Source organism: Thermomonas carbonis (assembly GCF_014396975.1).
Classification (GTDB): domain Bacteria; phylum Pseudomonadota; class Gammaproteobacteria; order Xanthomonadales; family Xanthomonadaceae; genus Thermomonas; species Thermomonas carbonis.
In genome coordinates this window covers 1,288,957-1,304,673 of the sequence record NZ_CP060719.1, presented here as the reverse complement: position 1 = coordinate 1,304,673, position 15,717 = coordinate 1,288,957, and the positions used below count along the sequence as shown (strand labels likewise).

General features: G+C 68.5%; 11 protein-coding genes. 5 read left to right on the top strand and 6 right to left on the bottom strand.

Going from position 1 to position 15,717, the window contains the following annotated elements; translation table 11 throughout:
- Positions 1–15: 15 nt before the first annotated feature.
- Positions 16–2,379, top strand: coding sequence for a serine/threonine-protein kinase (locus H9L16_RS05955; RefSeq protein WP_187553623.1), 2,364 nt, complete (start codon positions 16–18; stop codon positions 2,377–2,379).
- Between the two features lie 13 nt (positions 2,380–2,392).
- On the opposite strand, the gene rhlB is transcribed toward H9L16_RS05955, so the two are convergent.
- The gene (gene rhlB, locus H9L16_RS05950) at positions 2,393–4,102 is read right to left on the bottom strand and encodes an ATP-dependent RNA helicase RhlB (protein WP_187553622.1); all 1,710 of its coding nucleotides are present in this window, start codon (positions 4,100–4,102) and stop codon (positions 2,393–2,395) included.
- A gap of 217 nt (positions 4,103–4,319) precedes the next feature.
- On the opposite strand from rhlB, the gene trxA reads away from it, so the two are divergent.
- Both trxA and rho read left to right on the top strand, forming a co-directional pair.
- Positions 4,320–4,646 carry a thioredoxin gene (gene trxA, locus H9L16_RS05945; protein WP_187553621.1) on the top strand — a complete coding sequence of 109 codons (327 nt, stop codon included), beginning with the start codon at positions 4,320–4,322 and terminating at the stop codon, positions 4,644–4,646.
- Between the two features lie 263 nt (positions 4,647–4,909).
- A complete protein-coding gene (rho, locus tag H9L16_RS05940) occupies positions 4,910–6,712 on the top strand; it encodes a transcription termination factor Rho (protein WP_187553620.1) in 1,803 nt (600 codons plus the stop codon).
- Positions 6,713–6,778: 66 nt separating this feature from the next.
- Here rho and H9L16_RS05935 read toward each other — a convergent pair whose 3' ends face one another.
- Positions 6,779–7,324: a GNAT family N-acetyltransferase gene (locus H9L16_RS05935; protein WP_187553619.1), complete on the bottom strand. Its 546-nt coding sequence runs from the start codon at positions 7,322–7,324 to the stop codon at positions 6,779–6,781.
- 53 nt (positions 7,325–7,377) lie between these two features.
- Entirely contained in the window at positions 7,378–9,504 is a 2,127-nt protein-coding gene (locus tag H9L16_RS05930) for a YadA-like family protein (RefSeq protein ID WP_187553618.1), read from the bottom strand.
- Positions 9,505–9,835: 331 nt separating this feature from the next.
- On the opposite strand from H9L16_RS05930, the gene H9L16_RS05925 reads away from it, so the two are divergent.
- Both H9L16_RS05925 and H9L16_RS05920 read left to right on the top strand, forming a co-directional pair.
- Complete coding sequence (locus tag H9L16_RS05925; RefSeq protein WP_187553617.1) at positions 9,836–10,417, top strand: ECF-type sigma factor; 582 nt, start codon at positions 9,836–9,838, stop codon at positions 10,415–10,417.
- Positions 10,414–13,092: a serine/threonine-protein kinase gene (locus H9L16_RS05920; protein WP_187553616.1), complete on the top strand. Its 2,679-nt coding sequence runs from the start codon at positions 10,414–10,416 to the stop codon at positions 13,090–13,092. Before H9L16_RS05925 ends, H9L16_RS05920 begins: the two co-directional genes overlap by 4 nt.
- Here the strand turns inward: H9L16_RS05920 and H9L16_RS05915 are convergent.
- The 3 genes from H9L16_RS05915 to H9L16_RS05905 all read right to left on the bottom strand — a co-directional run bounded on the left by H9L16_RS05915 (position 13,089) and on the right by H9L16_RS05905 (position 15,644).
- The gene (locus H9L16_RS05915) at positions 13,089–13,943 is read right to left on the bottom strand and encodes a hypothetical protein (protein ID WP_187553615.1); all 855 of its coding nucleotides are present in this window, start codon (positions 13,941–13,943) and stop codon (positions 13,089–13,091) included. The two genes, H9L16_RS05920 and H9L16_RS05915, sit on opposite strands and share 4 nt — an antisense overlap.
- Before the next feature lie 79 nt (positions 13,944–14,022).
- Positions 14,023–14,775 carry an energy transducer TonB family protein gene (locus H9L16_RS05910; RefSeq protein ID WP_187553614.1) on the bottom strand — a complete coding sequence of 251 codons (753 nt, stop codon included), beginning with the start codon at positions 14,773–14,775 and terminating at the stop codon, positions 14,023–14,025.
- A 2-nt stretch (positions 14,776–14,777) separates the two neighbouring features.
- Positions 14,778–15,644 carry an energy transducer TonB gene (locus H9L16_RS05905; protein WP_187553613.1) on the bottom strand — a complete coding sequence of 289 codons (867 nt, stop codon included), beginning with the start codon at positions 15,642–15,644 and terminating at the stop codon, positions 14,778–14,780.
- Between the last annotated feature and the right edge of the window lie 73 nt (positions 15,645–15,717).

The window sequence follows — 15,717 nt, the reverse complement described above, 5'->3', positions numbered from 1 at the left end:
ACAGGGGATGCACCGATGACAGTGCCGACAGAGACGTCGACCGAAAGCGCCGTGCTGGACTGGTTCGAACGCGCACTGGAGCAGCCCGGCGAACAACGCAAGACCTGGCTCGCAGCGCAGGATTTGCCGGATGCGCTGCGGTTGCGGGTGCAACGCCTGCTGGACACCGAATGTTCGCTCGGCGGCTTCCTCGAACACAGCGCGAGTGCGCCGGAGCCGGAAGGCTTCCCGGCGATCGGCGAGCACGTGGGCAACTACCAGTTGCTGGCGCGGCTGGATGCCGGCGGCATGGGTGTGGTCTACCGCGCACGCCGCGCCGACGGCAGCTACGACCAGGACGTGGCGGTCAAGCTGATCCGTCCGCTGCATCTTATGGCGGCGCCCGAATTCCGCCGGCAGATGCTGGCGCGCTTCGAGCAGGAACGGATCCTGCTGGCCCGCCTGCAGCATCCCAACATCGCGCGCATCCTCGACGGCGGGCGCACCGCGTCCGGCCTGCCGTGGCTGGCGATGGAGTTCGTCGACGGCATATCGCTGACCGGTCATTGCGACCGCGACGCGCTCGACCTGCGCGCGCGCCTGCGCCTGTTCCTGAAGGTCTGCGCCGGCGTGCAGGAAGCGCATCGCCACCTGGTCGTGCACCGCGACCTCAAGCCGGACAACATCCTGGTCACCCGCGACGGCGAACCCAAGCTGCTCGACTTCGGCATCGCGCGCACCCTCGGCGAAGATGCCAATGGCGATCCCGGCGCGACCCAGCTGACCGCGATGACCCCGGCCTACGCCAGCCCGGAACACGTGCGCCGGCAACCGCTGACCACCGCGTCCGACGTGTATTCGCTGGGCGTGCTGCTGTTCCAGCTGGTCGCCGGCGAGCGCCCGTATCGGCTGGACGGGCTGACCCCGGCCGAAGCCGAACGGGCGATCTGCGATGGCGAGCCGCCGTCATTGCGCAGTGTGCTGCAGCGCGCCGGCGATGCTGATCCGTCGCGCGGCGAACGCGCATCGCAACTGACCGACGATCTGCAGCACGTGGTCGCCAAGGCGATGCACAAGGACGCCGCGCGCCGCTACGCCACCGCGCAGTCGCTGGCCGCCGACATCGAGCGCTGGCTGCAGGGCAAGCCGGTGCTGGCGCATCCGGATTCGGCGGGTTACCGGCTGCGCAAGTTCGTTGGCCGGCACCCGCTGGGCGTGGCTGCAGGCACGTTGGCGCTGGCGGCGGTGCTGGCCGCGTCGGGTATTGCGATGTGGCAGGCGCAACAGGCACGCCAGGGTGCCGCCGACCTGCGCGAAATGAACGACTTCCTGCTGGAAGTCACGCAGGCCTCGGATCCGTTCGACGCCGACCGCGAGCTGACCTTGAGCGAAGCGTTGGATGTCGCCGCCACTCGCATCGACGAACGTTTCGGCAGCCGCCCGGAGCTGGCCGCGGAGATCCGCTTCGGCATCGCCTACAGCATGCTCAGCCGCTACCGGCTCGACGCCGCGGAGGCGCAGCTGGGCAAGGCACTGGCGGAAAGTCGCGCGGCGTTCGGCGACGACGACATCCGCAGCTTGCGCATCGGCGACGCGATCGCCTACCTACGGCAGGAACAGGATCGCGGCAAGGAAGCCGAAGCCGGTTTCCGCGAGGTGATCGCGCGGCTGGAGCGCAATCGCCTGACCGACGATCCGCTGTACGGCATCGTCTTGGGCAATCTGGGCAATCTGTACCTGGTGCGCGAAGACTATCGCCAGGCCGATCCCTGGCTGCGCAAGAGCATGACCTGGTTCGATGCGCATCCCGGCGCGGCAGAGAAGGACCGGGTCAACATCCTGTCCAACCTGGCGCATGCCGCGCACGGCCTGGAAGACCTGCCCCGTGCCGACACGCTGTATGCAAGCGCACAGGCGGCGATGGCGGTGGCGTATCCGCAAGGCAGTCCGGACCAGGCGATCCTGCTCAACAATCGCGCGCTGCTGGCCGAAGATCGCGGCGACACGCAAGCGGCACTCGCCCTGCATCGGCAATCGCTGGCGATGCGCCGCAAGGTGTTCAGCAGCGAGCACCCGATGACCCTGACCGCGCTGACCAATGTCGCGCGGGTGTCGCTGGACGTGGGTGAGGCCAGGCAGGCGCTGCCGATAGCGGAGGACGCGGGGGCGATGGCCGACCGCGTCTATGCGGAGGTACCGAATGGCCGCCACGCCTCGACCTGGGCCACCGTGGCGGATGTCCGCCTGGCCAATGGCGACACTACCGGGGCCGCCGCCGCATTGCGACGCGCGGACACGGTGCGGGACACGGTGAAGGATCCCGCGCCGAGCATGCTGGCCTATCTGGAGAAGGTGCGCGCGCGGGTCTGCACGACCCCCGCAGCGTGTCCGGCGCGCTGACGCGCCGGCGGAATCAGCCGCCGACCAGCGACTTGATGCGGCGACCGAGGCGACTCAACAGCGAAGGCTTGTCGCCGCCCGATGCCGGTGTGGCCGCAGGCTTGTCGCCAGCCGCAGTCGTTGCATTCGGCGTGGTGCCGGCCTCGCCTTCCAGCGGACGGCCATGCCGGCGGCGGCGACGCTTGCGCGGCTTGCGCGCGTCGTCCTCGATGCCGGTGGTCGAAGGTACTGCCTGCTGCGCGGGTGCCGCGGCTGCGGGCATCACGGCATCGACATTGGCAGCGGCAACCGCTTCACCTTCGACGCGTGGCTTGCGCGGCGGACGCGGGCCACGCGCGGGGCGTTCGCCGGAACTCGAACTGGAGCCAGAGCGGGACGAGGACCCGCTGCGTTCGCCGGAACGACCGCGCGACGGCGGACCGCCACGACCACCACCGCGCTTGGCGTCTTCGGCGGCGCGTGCCTCGCGCACTTCCTTGAAGATCTCGCCGATGCTCTCGCCATCTTCGGGATTGGCTTCCACGCCTTCGCGCGGCTTGCGCGGCAGCGCGATCAGCATCTCCGGGGTGACGTGTTCGCCGGGGATTTTCTGGTCGATGTAGGCCTCGATGTCGGGCAGCGACATCCCGTAACGCTCGCAGGCGAAGCTGATCGCGTCGCCCTCGGCACCGAGGCGCGCGGTGCGGCCGATGCGGTGCACGTAGTCCTCGGCATCGAACGGCAGGTCGTAGTTGTAGACGTGCGAGACGCCATCGATGTGCAGGCCGCGCGCGGCCACATCGGTGGCCACCAGCAATTCCAGCTGGCCGGCCTGGAACTTCTTCAGCAGCGACTCGCGCTTCTTCTGCGGCACGTCGCCGCTGAGCACGCCGACGCGATAACCCGCGCGTTCAAGCCCGCGGGCCACGCGCTCGACAAACGCCTTGGTGTTGACGAATACCATCGTCCGCGCGCCTTCGCTGCGCGACAGCAGGCCGATCAGCAGCGGCAGCTTTTCCTCGTCGGCCGGGTAGTACAGCTTCTGCCGGACTTTCGCCGCAGTAATGAATTCGGTTTCGACCACGAGCTTTTCCGGCTCGTTCATGTGCTCGTAGGCGAGCTCCAGCACGCGATGGCTGAGCGTGGCCGAGAACAGCAGCGTCTGCCGGGTGGTGCGCTCCGGCATCCGGCGCAGCAGGAAGCGGATGTCCTTGATGAAGCCGAGGTCGAACATGCGGTCGGCCTCGTCCAGCACGCACATCTCGCAGGCGTGCAGGCTGACCACCTTGTGCTGCTTGACGTAGTCGATCAGCCGGCCAGGGGTGGCGATGATCACGTCGGCACCGCGCTGCAGCAGCTCGCGCTGCTTGTCGTAGTCCACGCCGCCGTACACCAGGGCGAACTTCAGGCCGAGCTGGTCGCCCAGCTTCACCGCGTCCTTGTGGATCTGGATCGCCAGCTCGCGGGTGGGGGCCAGGATCAGTGCGCGCGGGTCTTCGGCCTTGCGGTCGGCCAGCGCGGGGCGCTTCAGCAGGCGGTCGATGACCGCGACCAGGAAAGCCAGGGTCTTGCCGGTGCCGGTCTGGGCCTGGCCGGCGACGTCGCGGCCGGCCAGCGCCAGCGGCAGGGTCAGCGCCTGGATCGGGGTGCAGCGGGTGAAGCCGGCGGCTTCCAGCCCGGCGATCAGCGCCGGATGCAGGTCGAACGAGGAAAAGGTGACGTCGGTCAGCGGTTTGTCGGACATGGGGCGGCCTCCGGCGGACTCGATGCGGCGTTCCAGGGGACGCCACGATCCGCGCTTGCATGAATTGGGGGCAGCCACGCAGACTGCCGGGACAGGTTCCGGGTCTGGTCATTCCCGGCACGGCACCCGCCTTGGTTGTGGCGGGATGCAACCCCATCATCCTATCACCCCGGCCGCCGCCCCCTTGCGCACGGCCCCGTGAGCCATTGGAGACACCATGAGCGACACCGTCCTGCACGTCACCGACGCCGACTTCGACCATCAGGTCCTGGCTTCCGACCAGCCCGTGCTGGTCGATTTCTGGGCACCCTGGTGCGGCCCCTGCAAGATGATCGCGCCGGCGCTGGACGACCTCGCCGGCACCTACGCCGGCCGCGCCAAGATCGTGAAGGTCGATGTCGACCAGAACCAGGCCACCGCGATGCGCTACCACGTGCGCTCGATCCCGATGCTGCTGCTGTTCAAGGGCGGCCAGGTGCAGGCGACCCAGATCGGCGCGGTCGGCAAGGCACAGCTGGCGCAAATGATCGATAAGTCGCTGTAAGTTCGACGGACGTAGCCCGGGTAGGCGCAGCGCACCCGGGAACCGCCTCGCAACCCGCATGCGGCCTTCGGCCTTGTCCGGGCTACTGAACCATCCACCGCCGCCTAGTTGCGCGCCATGCCGCGCCAGTGCTAGTTTTCCGCTGAACCCGGCGCCGATCCATCGCGAAATGCAGCCTTCGGGCGCGCCGCACCCCTTCTGATCCACTCCCCACGACCCCGCCCGCGACTCGCGGGCGCTCGCAACGTTAGCGAGGATTTCCCTTGTCAGACCCGACCGTTGATCCCGGCGAACCCGCCGAAAAGCGCGTGCGCAAGACCCGCGTGGCCAAGCCCGCCGCCGCCAAGGACAGCTTGACCATCCCGCCGCTGGACGCCGCTTCGGCAGCCCCGCCCGCTGCACCCGCGCCAGCACCGGCCTCGCCGCCGCAGGCAGCCGTGCCGCCCTCGGCACCGTCTCCGCCGCCGGCCCGACAGCAGGCTCCCGCTCCCGCCGCTGCGTCCCACGCGACCCACGAAACGCCTGCGCCATCGGCACCGTCGACCGGATCGATTGATGGCGGCGATGCCGGCGGCAACGCCCAGCACCACGGCCAGAACCGCCAGCACGGCCAAAACGCCCAGCACAATCAGAACAATCAGGGCGGCGACCAGCAAGGCAACCGCCGCGACCGCTTCAAGAACCGCCGCGATCGCAACCGTGACCGCCCGCGCGACCAGCAGGGTTTCCCGGACGACAACGGCGGCGGCAACGGCGAAGGCTTCGTCGCACGCCCACACCCGCAGGTGCCGGAAGGCTTCCCGCAGTACTCGCTGGGCGACCTCAAGCGGATGCCGGCGCACAAGCTGCTGGAGATCGCCGACCAGTTGCAGATCAGCGAGGGCGTGGCCCGCGCGCGCAAGCAGGACATCATCTTCGGCATCCTCAAGGTGCTGACCCGCCACGGTGAAGGCGTGGCCGCCGACGGCGTGCTGGAAATCCTGCCGGACGGCTTCGGCTTCCTGCGCGCGGCCGAGGCGTCCTACCTCGCCGGCCCGGACGACACCTACATCAGTCCCAGCCAGATCCGCCGCTTCAACCTGCGCACCGGCGACCACATCTCCGGCCGCATCCGCTGGCCGAAGGACGGCGAGCGCTATTTCGCGCTGAACATCGTCGATACCATCAACGGCGAGCCGATCGAAGCCTCGAAGAACAAGGCGCTGTTCGAGAACCTGACCCCGCTGTTCCCGCGCAAGAAGTTCAAGCTGGAGCGCGGCGATGGTTCCAGCGAGGACATCACCGGCCGCATCCTCGATCTGATGGCCCCGCAAGGCAAAGGCCAGCGCGCGCTGATCGTCAGCCCGCCGAAGGCCGGCAAGACCATGATGATGCAGCAGATCGCCAGCGCGATCAGCTACAACCATCCCGATGTGCACCTGATCGTGCTGCTCATCGACGAGCGCCCGGAAGAAGTCACCGAGATGCAGCGCACCGTGCGCGGCGAGGTGATTTCCTCCACCTTCGACGAGCCCGCCGCGCGCCACGTGCAGGTCGCCGAAATGGTGATCGAGCGCGCCAAGCGCCTGGTCGAGCACAAGAAGGATGTGGTGATCCTGCTCGACTCGATCACCCGCCTCGCGCGCGCCTACAACAACGTGCTGCCGAGCTCCGGCAAGGTGCTGACCGGCGGCGTGGACGCCAACGCCCTGCATCGCCCGAAGCGCTTCTTCGGCGCCGCGCGCAATGTCGAGGAAGGCGGTTCGCTGACGATCATCGCGACGGCCCTGATCGACACCGGCAGCGCGATGGACAAGGTGATCTACGAAGAGTTCAAGGGCACCGGCAACAGCGAAGTGCACCTGGACCGCCGGATCACCGAGAAGCGCGTGTACCCGGCGATCGGCGTCAATGCCTCCGGCACCCGCCGCGAGGACTACCTGATCGAGCCCGACCTGCTGCAGAAGATCTGGATCCTGCGCAAGTTGCTGCACCCGATGGACGAAATCGCGGCGATGGAATTCCTGCTCGACAAGATGAAGAGCACCAAGTCCAACGACGAGTTCTTCGGTTCGATGAAGCGCTGACGCAACAAACGGCTCCAAGCAAAAAGCCCCGCTCTGCGGGGCTTTTTGCTTTCATCCGACCATGATTCAGGTGGCGGGCCGCTGCGAGACGACCCGGTGCATCACCCATGTTTCCCTGAGGCGCACTCCGTCGCGGAACATCGCCGTGCCGGCCAACCGGAACCCGTGCTTCTGGTAGAAGCGCACCGCCTGCGGCGAGTCCTTGCGCACCTTCAACCAGATGCAAACCGCATCGCCGGCACGGGCGATGTCCACCGCGCGCTCCAGCAGGCATCCGGCCACGCCGGCACCGCGATGGCGGGCCCGCACGTAATGGCGGCGCAGTTCCACCGACCCGCGCATCCAGCCGCTTGCCGGTGCCCGTTCGCCCCAGCGAAGCTGCAGGAATCCCTGCAGGCCTTCGCCGCACTCCGCCACCACCGTATCGATCTGGCGGCTGCGGATCTCCTGCAGGGGAATGTCATCCCGTCTCTGTCCATCGCGAAACGGGCCGCCTTTCGCATCGTCGTCCTGCCCGTTCACCGCCATGAACGGCTCAGTCAACAACAAGGCAAGCGCCTGCGCATCCGCCTCGCCGGCAAGGCGCACGACGGCGTGGTGTGTCTTCTTCATGCTCATGTCCGTTGCCTGCAGGGCGGCCCGCCGCGTGACGGGCCGCCGTGCGATCACCAGCTGAAGCCCGCGCCGGCAGAGACGCTGCTCTCGCCAGAGGAGAACGCACCGGTCAGCGACACGCTGGCGTGCGGACGCACCAGGCGCTGGTAGCTGATCGCGATGGCGGAACGGCCGTTCTGCACACCTACCCCCATGCCCACGCGGTTCTGGCCCGGCAGGCCGGCGGTATTGATGGCCGCCGAGGTCATCGCGCCACTCATCGCCCCGATCTGGTCGATGCGACGGTCGGTTCGCTGGAAGCGCAGGTCCACCTGCTGCTGGTACTGGGTGAAGGTGTCGTTCCAGGCCGCGAACTTGCTGTCGGTGTAGGCATTTGCCGAAGCCAGCGTCTGCGTCGCCTTGCCGTCCGTGTAGGACTTCGATGCGGTCAGGGTGGCCGCATCGCCGGCATCGGCATGCGCATTCGCCGCCGCCAGGGTCGCGGCGTCGCCCGCGTCCGCATGCGCATTCGCGGCTTCGAGCGTGGCGGCATCGCCGGCATCGGCATGCGCGTTGGCGGCCTCCAGCGTGGCGGCGTCGCCGGCTTCGATCATCTGCGCCACCAGCCCCAGGTCGGCATCCGCGCCGGCCGGACCCTGCGGACCCATCGGGCCCTGTTCGCCCTGCGGGCCTTGCGGGCCGGCGGGACCCGGCTCGCCACTGCCGCCCCCGGGCTCGCCCTGCGGACCCTGCGGGCCCATCGGCCCGGGTTCGCCCTGCGGTCCCTGCGGCCCCGCCGGACCCGCGGGGCCCTGGCCGCCACCACCGGCGTTGGCCAGTTCGGTGAGCTTGCCGTCGACCGCGGCGAACGCGGCGGCGACGTTCGAGTAATTCGAACCCTGGATGGTGAAGGTCGGGCCGGTGAACGTGCCGTTGCTCCAGCTGGCGCCGCCGCCGAACGCATTGGCCACCGGCAACAGGTTGACGCCGCCGCCCAGCGAAACGCCGGCGATCGCCGCGTTCAACTGGCGCAGGTTGACCGCGTCGGTGTCCTGGGTGCCGTCGGCCAGATGGATGATCTGGTGTTCGCCGCCGCTCTTGCCGACGGAGATCGCGTAGTCGCGGTCCGCCACTGACTGGTAGCCCAGCGCCACGCTCCCGGTGTTGCCTGCAAGGCTACCGATGCCGAAGGCCATGGCATTCACCCCGGTGGCGGTGTTGTTGAGGCCGAAGGCGACACTGTTGACCGCGGTTGCCTTGTTGCCTACACCGAATGCGCTGCTGTTGGCCCCGCCGGCGATGTTGTTGGTGCCGAACGCGCTGGCGTTGGTATTGGAAGCGGCGTTCAGGTAGCCGACCGCGCTGGACTTCAGGCCATGCGCTTCGTTCGACGAACCCAGCGCGTTGGCGGACTCCGCATCGGCGGTGTTGGCGTTGCCGAATGCGCTGCTGTCGTTCGCCAGCGCATCGTTGTTGTAACCGAATGCCGCGCTGCGGGCGCCCTCTGCGGTGTTGAAGCGGCCGTAGGCGCCACTGGCTTCGCCGCTGGCGGTGTTGAGCGTGCCGAACGCCATTGCGCTGGTCGCGCTGGCCACGTTCATGTAGCCGAATGCCCCGCTGTACAGGCCGCCGGCAGTGTTGTCGAAACCGAAGGCACTGGCGTTGTCCATCTGCGCCTCGTTCGAATAACCGAACGCGCTGCTGCGCAGGCCCATGGCGTCATTGGAGCGACCGAAGGCACTGGAGGCCGCCGCGCGAGCGCGGTTCTGTGCGCCGACCGCGGCTGCGACCTCGGCTTCGGCGGTGTTGTTGAAGCCCAGCGCGGCGCTGTCGAGGCCGCTCGCGGAGTTGAAGTAGCCAAACGCCGAGGCATGCGCGGCCATCGCCAAGTTACGGAAGCCGAAGGCGGCGCTTTCGAGCCCGCTGGCGTAGTTGAGGTGACCCATCGCGCTGGAACTTTCGCCATCGGCGGTGTTGGTGTGCCCGAATGCAGTGGACTTGATCCCGTTCGCCTTGTTGTTGTTTCCGCAGGCGACCGCATTACCGCCATTGGCGGTGGAGCCGCCATCGGTCCAGTCGAGGATCTCGTTGTAGGAAATGGCGCAGCCCCCGAAGTCGGCGGCGGGAGCCGCGGCGGGCAGGAGCAGGAGGGCGGACAGCGCGAGGGCCAGCGGGCAACGTTTGATGCGGATGTTCATGGTGCTTTCCTTGGTCGTGTAGGTGTGAGGTGTCGGATGCGTGGTGCCGTGCCGGGCCGGTGCCGCTTTCGCGCCGTTTTCATCGGCCTGGACAACCACCTCGCGAACCAACGAAAGAACAGGACATCGGGTTCGCAAGGGGCCGGCGGCGGCACGGCCAACGCCCGGTACATGCCGGGCCGATGACTGCGGCACGGGCCCGTGCCGCCACCGCCCCACGTCCGCACTCGCATTCCCGCGTCGGCACAGGACATCGCAAGCCCGCGCGCACTGCTTGCCCGTACATCGGGCATCGGCGAACCTAGTCGCGCAACGCACACGGGGCCGCACGATGGAAACCGAATCGTTCACGCGATTGCTTGCGCATGCCCGCGACGGCGATGGCGATGCGCACGACCGCGCCTACGCGCTGATCTACGACCGCCTGCGCGCGGCCGCGCACCAGCAGCTGCGCAAGCGCGGCGGCCAGTACACGCTGTGCACCACGATGCTGGTCGGCGAGGCCTGGCTGAAACTGGCCGATGCCGAGGTGCCGGTGCGCGACCGCGAGCACTACCTCGCGCTTGCCTCGCTGGCGATGCGCCACATCGTGGTCGACCAGGCGCGCCGCGCGATGGCGGAGAAGCGCGGCGGCAACGACATCCGCGTCACCCTCAACGAAAATGTCGCGCAGATGGAGGCAGCGGACGCCGACGTGCTGTCGCTGGACGCCGCGCTAGACAAACTGGCAGCGCTGGATCCGCGTCTGGCCAGGATCGTCGAATGGCGTTACTTCGGCGGCATGAGCGAAACCGAGATCGCCTCCATGCTCGACGTCACCGGGCGCACCGTGCGCCGCGAATGGCGCAAGGCCCGTGCCTTCCTGTATCGCGAGATGGGCGGCGGCGACGGCGGGGAGGACGACCCGACGTGACCTCCGAACAACGCGCACGGCTCGCACTCGACCTGTTCGATGCATGGGTGGATCTGCCGGCCGCGCAACAACAGGCGCAGCTGGGCGAACTCGCAGCGCGAGATCCCGCGCTGCACGCGGAAGTCCGCGCGCTGCTCGAAGCCGATGCCGCCGACGGCCTGCTCGAACGCGACGCGCAATCACTGCTGTCCTCGATCACGCCGGCAACGGATGCGCAGCTCGACGTCATCGCGCGCCGGATCGGACCGTGGCACGTCACCGGCATCCTCGGCAGCGGCGGCATGGGCGCGGTGTATCGCGGCGAGCGCGTGGAAGGCGGCTTCCAGCAGCTGGCCGCGATCAAGCGCATCCGCATCGGCATGGACCATCCGGACCTGCGCAAGCGCTTCCTGCGCGAGCGGCAGATCCTCGCCCGGCTGCGGCATCCCAACATCGCCGCACTGCTCGATGGCGGGGTCGATGCCGATGGCGCGCCGTATTTCGCGATGGAGCTGGTGCAGGGCGAGCGCATCACCGCATGGTGCGATGCGCGCACGCTCGACGTGCGTGGCCGCGTGCGCCTGTTCCTGCAGGTGCTGGACGCAGTGGCCTTCGCGCACCTGCAACTGGTGGTGCATCGCGACCTGAAACCCTCGAACATCCTGGTCGATGCCAACGGCAAGGCCTTCCTGCTCGACTTCGGCATCGCCAAGTTGATGGAGGGCGAGGAAGGCGACGGCCACACCCGCACCGGCGACCGCGCGTTCACCCCCGAGTACGCATCGCCCGAACAACTGCATGGCGAGGCGATCTCCGCCGCCACCGACCTCTACCAGCTGGGCGTGCTGCTGTACGCGTTGCTGGCGCAATCGCATCCCTATGGCCTGACCGGCGACACGCCCTTGCGCACGCGGCTGACGCGCATGGACGGCCAACCGCAACCGCTGTGGGAAGCGGCGCGGCAAGCCTCGATCAAGGACGCGGCCTGCCGCGCCGGCACGCCGACCCGACTCGCCTCGCAATTGCACGGCGACCTCACCGCCATCGCCGGGCGTTGCCTGGAGAACGACCCGAAGCAGCGCTACGACAGCGTCGATGCGTTGCGCGCCGACCTGACGGCATGGCTGGACGGACGCACGGTGGCGGCGCAGGTGCCGAGCCTGCGCTATCGCATGGGTCGCTTCCTGCATCGCCATGCCGTTGCATCCGCCGCCGCCATGATTGCCGTGCTGGCATTGCTCGCCGGTACGGGCATCTCCGTGTGGCAGGCCGGCATCGCGCGCAAGGAAGCGCAACGCGCGCAGGTGCAGCAACACCTTGCCGAACGCCAGGCCGAACTGGTGCGGATGCAGGCCGACAGTTCGCTGGCGGTGCAGGAACTGCTGACCGGCATGTTCGCGCGCTCGCTGGCGATGGACGGTGGTCGCGGCACCAGCGTGCGCGACCTGATCGACGCCACCAGTGCGATGGGCACGCAGGGCGACACGCTTGATGGACCCGCGCGGGCTCAACTGCTGCTGCGCCTGTTGCGCATCGGCGCGGCGGGCGATGAAGCCGGCGAACGCGCGATGTTGGCGCAGGTGCGGCCACTGGTCGCCGCCGCCGGCGCAACGCGCCCGCGCCTGTTGGCGCAGCAACTCGACGTGCAACTCACGCTGGCCGAAAACCGGCACGAGCTCGCGGAGATGCAACGGCTCGCGCCCCCGCTGTTGCGCCTGCTCGATGCCCTGCCGCACCCACTCGACGAGGAGATGCTGCAGCTGCGGCTGCGCACGCTGCGTTCATACGGCTGGGCGCTGGACCAGTCCGGCCGTTTCGACGACGCGGTCGCAGCCAAGCGCGCGGCCTGGGATGCCACGGTCGAACGCTACGGCGCGGAGCACCGGCGCAGCCTGATCGCCAGGGATTCGCATGCACGCGCGCTGATCCTGGACGGACGACATGCGGCGGCGGCGGCGCAGCTGCGGAAGTCCCTGCAACGTTTCCGTACCGGCAAGCATGCCGCGCCGATGGATGAGATCAGCACCAGCGTGAGCCTGGCCGAGGCCCTGCGACCGACCGACGGCGGCGCGCGCGAGGCACTGCAGGTATTGCAGGCGGCGGAAGCCACTGCCCGCCGGCACCAGGCACGGCTGCTGCCGTTCTACCTGCCCTGGCTGCAGGCGCTGCAAGCCGACCTGCTGCGCGAGCAGGGCGACCTGGCGGCAGCAGAGGCGTTACTGCGGCAAGCGGCGACGTTCCGCCCGGATCCGTCGCAACGCGTATCGCGCGGCGTGCGTCTGGTGGTGCTGACCGCGCAATCGGACCTCGCATGGGCGAAGGAGGAAGCCCCGGCTGCCGCAGGCTTCGCGCGGGATGGGCTGACCCTGTTGGGCACGCCATCGGATGACGACAACGGCGACCTTCGCCGCGCGTTGGGCCTGCGCCTGCGCCTGTTGCGCACGCAAGCGATAGTGCTGCCTCGTGAGCGCCTGCGCGCGCAGGTCGAGGCCATCGTCCGCGACTGGGACGCGGTGCCGACCACGCTGCGCGCGCCCTACCTGACCATGGCCGCCGAAACCCTGCGACTGGCGGGCCTGCCCGATGCCGCCGCCTCGATGGCACGACGCGCGATGGCCGCCGCCGATGCGGAACGCGAACCCGGCACGCGCCGCAAGGACTTGGCGCGTGAGGAACTGCGGCTGGCCTCGGCTTAATCCGACACGCTGTCCAGGTCCGCTTCCATGAAGCGCCAGTCGCCTTCGGCCTTCGCCAGCAGCACGCGGCCACGGCGCAGGATGTCATCTCGATCTTTGCCTTCCACCCACAGCACCGCGTTGTCGCCATCGATGCGGCCGCGCAGGATCGTGGCCTTGACCGGGGTGCCATCGCGCAGGTCCTTGAGTGCGGCCTTGACGTCGTTCTCGTCGTCGGACTTGATCCGCCAGCTGTTGTAGTCGTCGCCGACCAATGCACCCAGCACCGGGATGTCGCCCTTGGCGACCGCCGTGGTCCAGGCGCGATACGCCTTGCCGGGTTCACCGCCGTCCGCCGGCAACGGCTTGCCGGGTGGCGGGGTGACCGCGACATCGAAGTTCAGGTCGAAATCGTAGGTTTCGCCGAAGAAATCACCAGGTTCGATCAGTGCCCAGCGCCCGGCGATGCGGCCGGCAGGCGCCGCCACCAACTCGAATTCGCCGTAGCCCGACGAATTGAACGAGGCGCTCGGGTTGTTGTGCGAGAAGTACAGGCCGCACTCGCCGCCATCGGCATTGATGCAGATCCGCACGTAGCCTGCACTACCATCGCCCAACTGCCCGTCGACGGCGGAACCGGGCTGGAACGCGGTGGCGATCTTGGCGGCGTCCAGCACCACGCTGCTCAGGTAGACGTAGGTCTGCGCCTGCGCCGCATCGACCTCTTCGTCGACCTCCACCGCGAGGACATGGGTGGTGTCGAGGCGCAGCTCGCCCTTGCGGAAATGGCCACTGCCGCGGTCGGCGGCATTCACCGCCAATCCAATGCACAGCGCCGCCGCACCGAAACCGATTCGCACGATGTGGTGCATGGCCTTGCCCCGATCTGCCGTGGATACAGGCAGCAACGCAGGGCAGGCGGCACAGCGGCCGCAGACTGAGGGCCGTTGGTCAGCCCGCGGGCGTCGGGATCACGGTGACGACCGGCTGCAACGCGACCGGCTTCATGTCGTTTTCGCCGGATGCAATCTGGCATTCGCGCGATGTCTTCGCCTTGACTTGCAGCTCCTCGCGCAGGGCCTGCCGGTCCCCGCGCATGCTGAACTCGACCGGCATCCGAACCTGGCCACGGACAGGCTTGCCGGCGATCTGCTCGGGATCGAAACGCACGGTCTTGATCCACTGCCGGAGGACCGCCTCGAACTCACTCGCGCCCGGCCGCCCCGAGATGTCCGCACGTTCGATCTGGTCGATGACCGCGCGGCCATCCGCCTCGATGCCAAGGATCAGGACGAACTCGGCCGAGGTGCCGCTCCGTTGCGCGAGACGCGGATACATCGGTGGCAACAGCGTCCTGTCCGCTGCGGTGCGCGGCCCATTGCCCGCGAAATCAAGGCCGAGCCGATAGCCCGCTCCGACCGGCACGGCACACGCATTCACTCCGACATAGGTGATTGCCGGTTGCGGTACGCCCGCCACCTGCGCCGGCGTGTACTGCCACGACGCGACCCGCTTTTCCACGAAGGCGCGGATCGCTTCGGGCAAGTCGGCCGGTGCCTGGACGCTGATCGGCTTCCCGACGGCATCCACTTCGACCTTGACGCCCACGTTGAACGCGACAACGTCCCGGACCGGCGTATCCGCGGCAAGGACCGGCATGGCAGCCGCGCAGGCGATGGCGAAACTGAACGCGATCGTCTTCATGCTCAGCCCAGTGGGGTGAGCAGGGTGGCGCCTTGGCGCAGCGGATAGGCGCCGCTGCCTGGCAGCGCATCGGGGCTGCCCGCGGTCTTCAGCTTTTCCTGCGCCCACGGCATGCCCATGTTGCGCGGGCCGGGGATGTAGGTATCCCACTCGCCTTCCTTGCGTTGCTTGTCGCCCGGCCCAAGGAGCACGAAGTCGACCGGCACCCGGATCAGCCAGTTGTCGTCGTTCGCGGTTTCGCCGGTGGTCGGCGGGGTGAAGCTCCAGTCACGGGCGGCGCGGACCGCCGCCGCCGTCAACATGTCGCGCAGGCGGGTCATCTCGTTCGCGGTGCCGGCGACCCGCAGGTTGACCTGCTCGGCGTCGACGTTGGCCACCTTGCCGCCGCGATCAATCTGCACGATCAGGTAGACCGTGCCCTCGCCGCCCATCCGCTGCGCTACTTTCGGATACTGCGGAGGCGCAAGCCTGGTGCTTCCCGGATTGTCGCTCTGGGCCACCGCCTCATTGCTGCCGAAGTAGGAACTGGCGATGGTCACGCTGAACTTGTCGTCCTCGGCGCGCTTGGCGACCAGACGCAGGTGCATCGGGACACGGGCGGTGACCGCCTGGCCATCGACCATGACCGGCGCAAATCGCCAACCCGCGACCGCCTTGTTGACGAAGTCGACCAAGGTCTCGCCCAGCGGTGCCTTGGGGTCCAGGGTGTGGGCGATGACGCTTCCGTCCTTGCCGATCGTGACCGTGCCCGACACCTGCAGGCTGGATTCGAGCTGCTTGCGCACGCTGCGGGCATTGGCGGACCAGCCCGGCATCGCGACCAGAAGCCCGACCAGCAACGCGATGGCCGCCATCAAACGCATCTTCATTGTCCAATCTCCCGATGTGCCGGCGGAGTATGCCAGTGCCGGCGACGGCCTTGATCGCCGATACTGAAGTCCC

Bases quoted from the DNA above. Each gene is read 5' to 3' on its own strand.
- H9L16_RS05955 (WP_187553623.1), top strand. From the start codon at position 16: ATGACAGTGCCGACAGAGACGTCGACCGAAAGCGCCGTGCTGGACTGG.
- rhlB (WP_187553622.1), bottom strand. From the start codon at position 4,102: ATGTCCGACAAACCGCTGACCGACGTCACCTTTTCCTCGTTCGACCTG.
- trxA (WP_187553621.1), top strand. From the start codon at position 4,320: ATGAGCGACACCGTCCTGCACGTCACCGACGCCGACTTCGACCATCAG.
- H9L16_RS05935 (WP_187553619.1), bottom strand. From the start codon at position 7,324: ATGAAGAAGACACACCACGCCGTCGTGCGCCTTGCCGGCGAGGCGGAT.
- H9L16_RS05930 (WP_187553618.1), bottom strand. From the start codon at position 9,504: ATGAACATCCGCATCAAACGTTGCCCGCTGGCCCTCGCGCTGTCCGCC.
- H9L16_RS05925 (WP_187553617.1), top strand. From the start codon at position 9,836: ATGGAAACCGAATCGTTCACGCGATTGCTTGCGCATGCCCGCGACGGC.
- H9L16_RS05915 (WP_187553615.1), bottom strand. From the start codon at position 13,943: ATGCACCACATCGTGCGAATCGGTTTCGGTGCGGCGGCGCTGTGCATT.
- H9L16_RS05910 (WP_187553614.1), bottom strand. From the start codon at position 14,775: ATGAAGACGATCGCGTTCAGTTTCGCCATCGCCTGCGCGGCTGCCATG.
- H9L16_RS05905 (WP_187553613.1), bottom strand. From the start codon at position 15,644: ATGAAGATGCGTTTGATGGCGGCCATCGCGTTGCTGGTCGGGCTTCTG.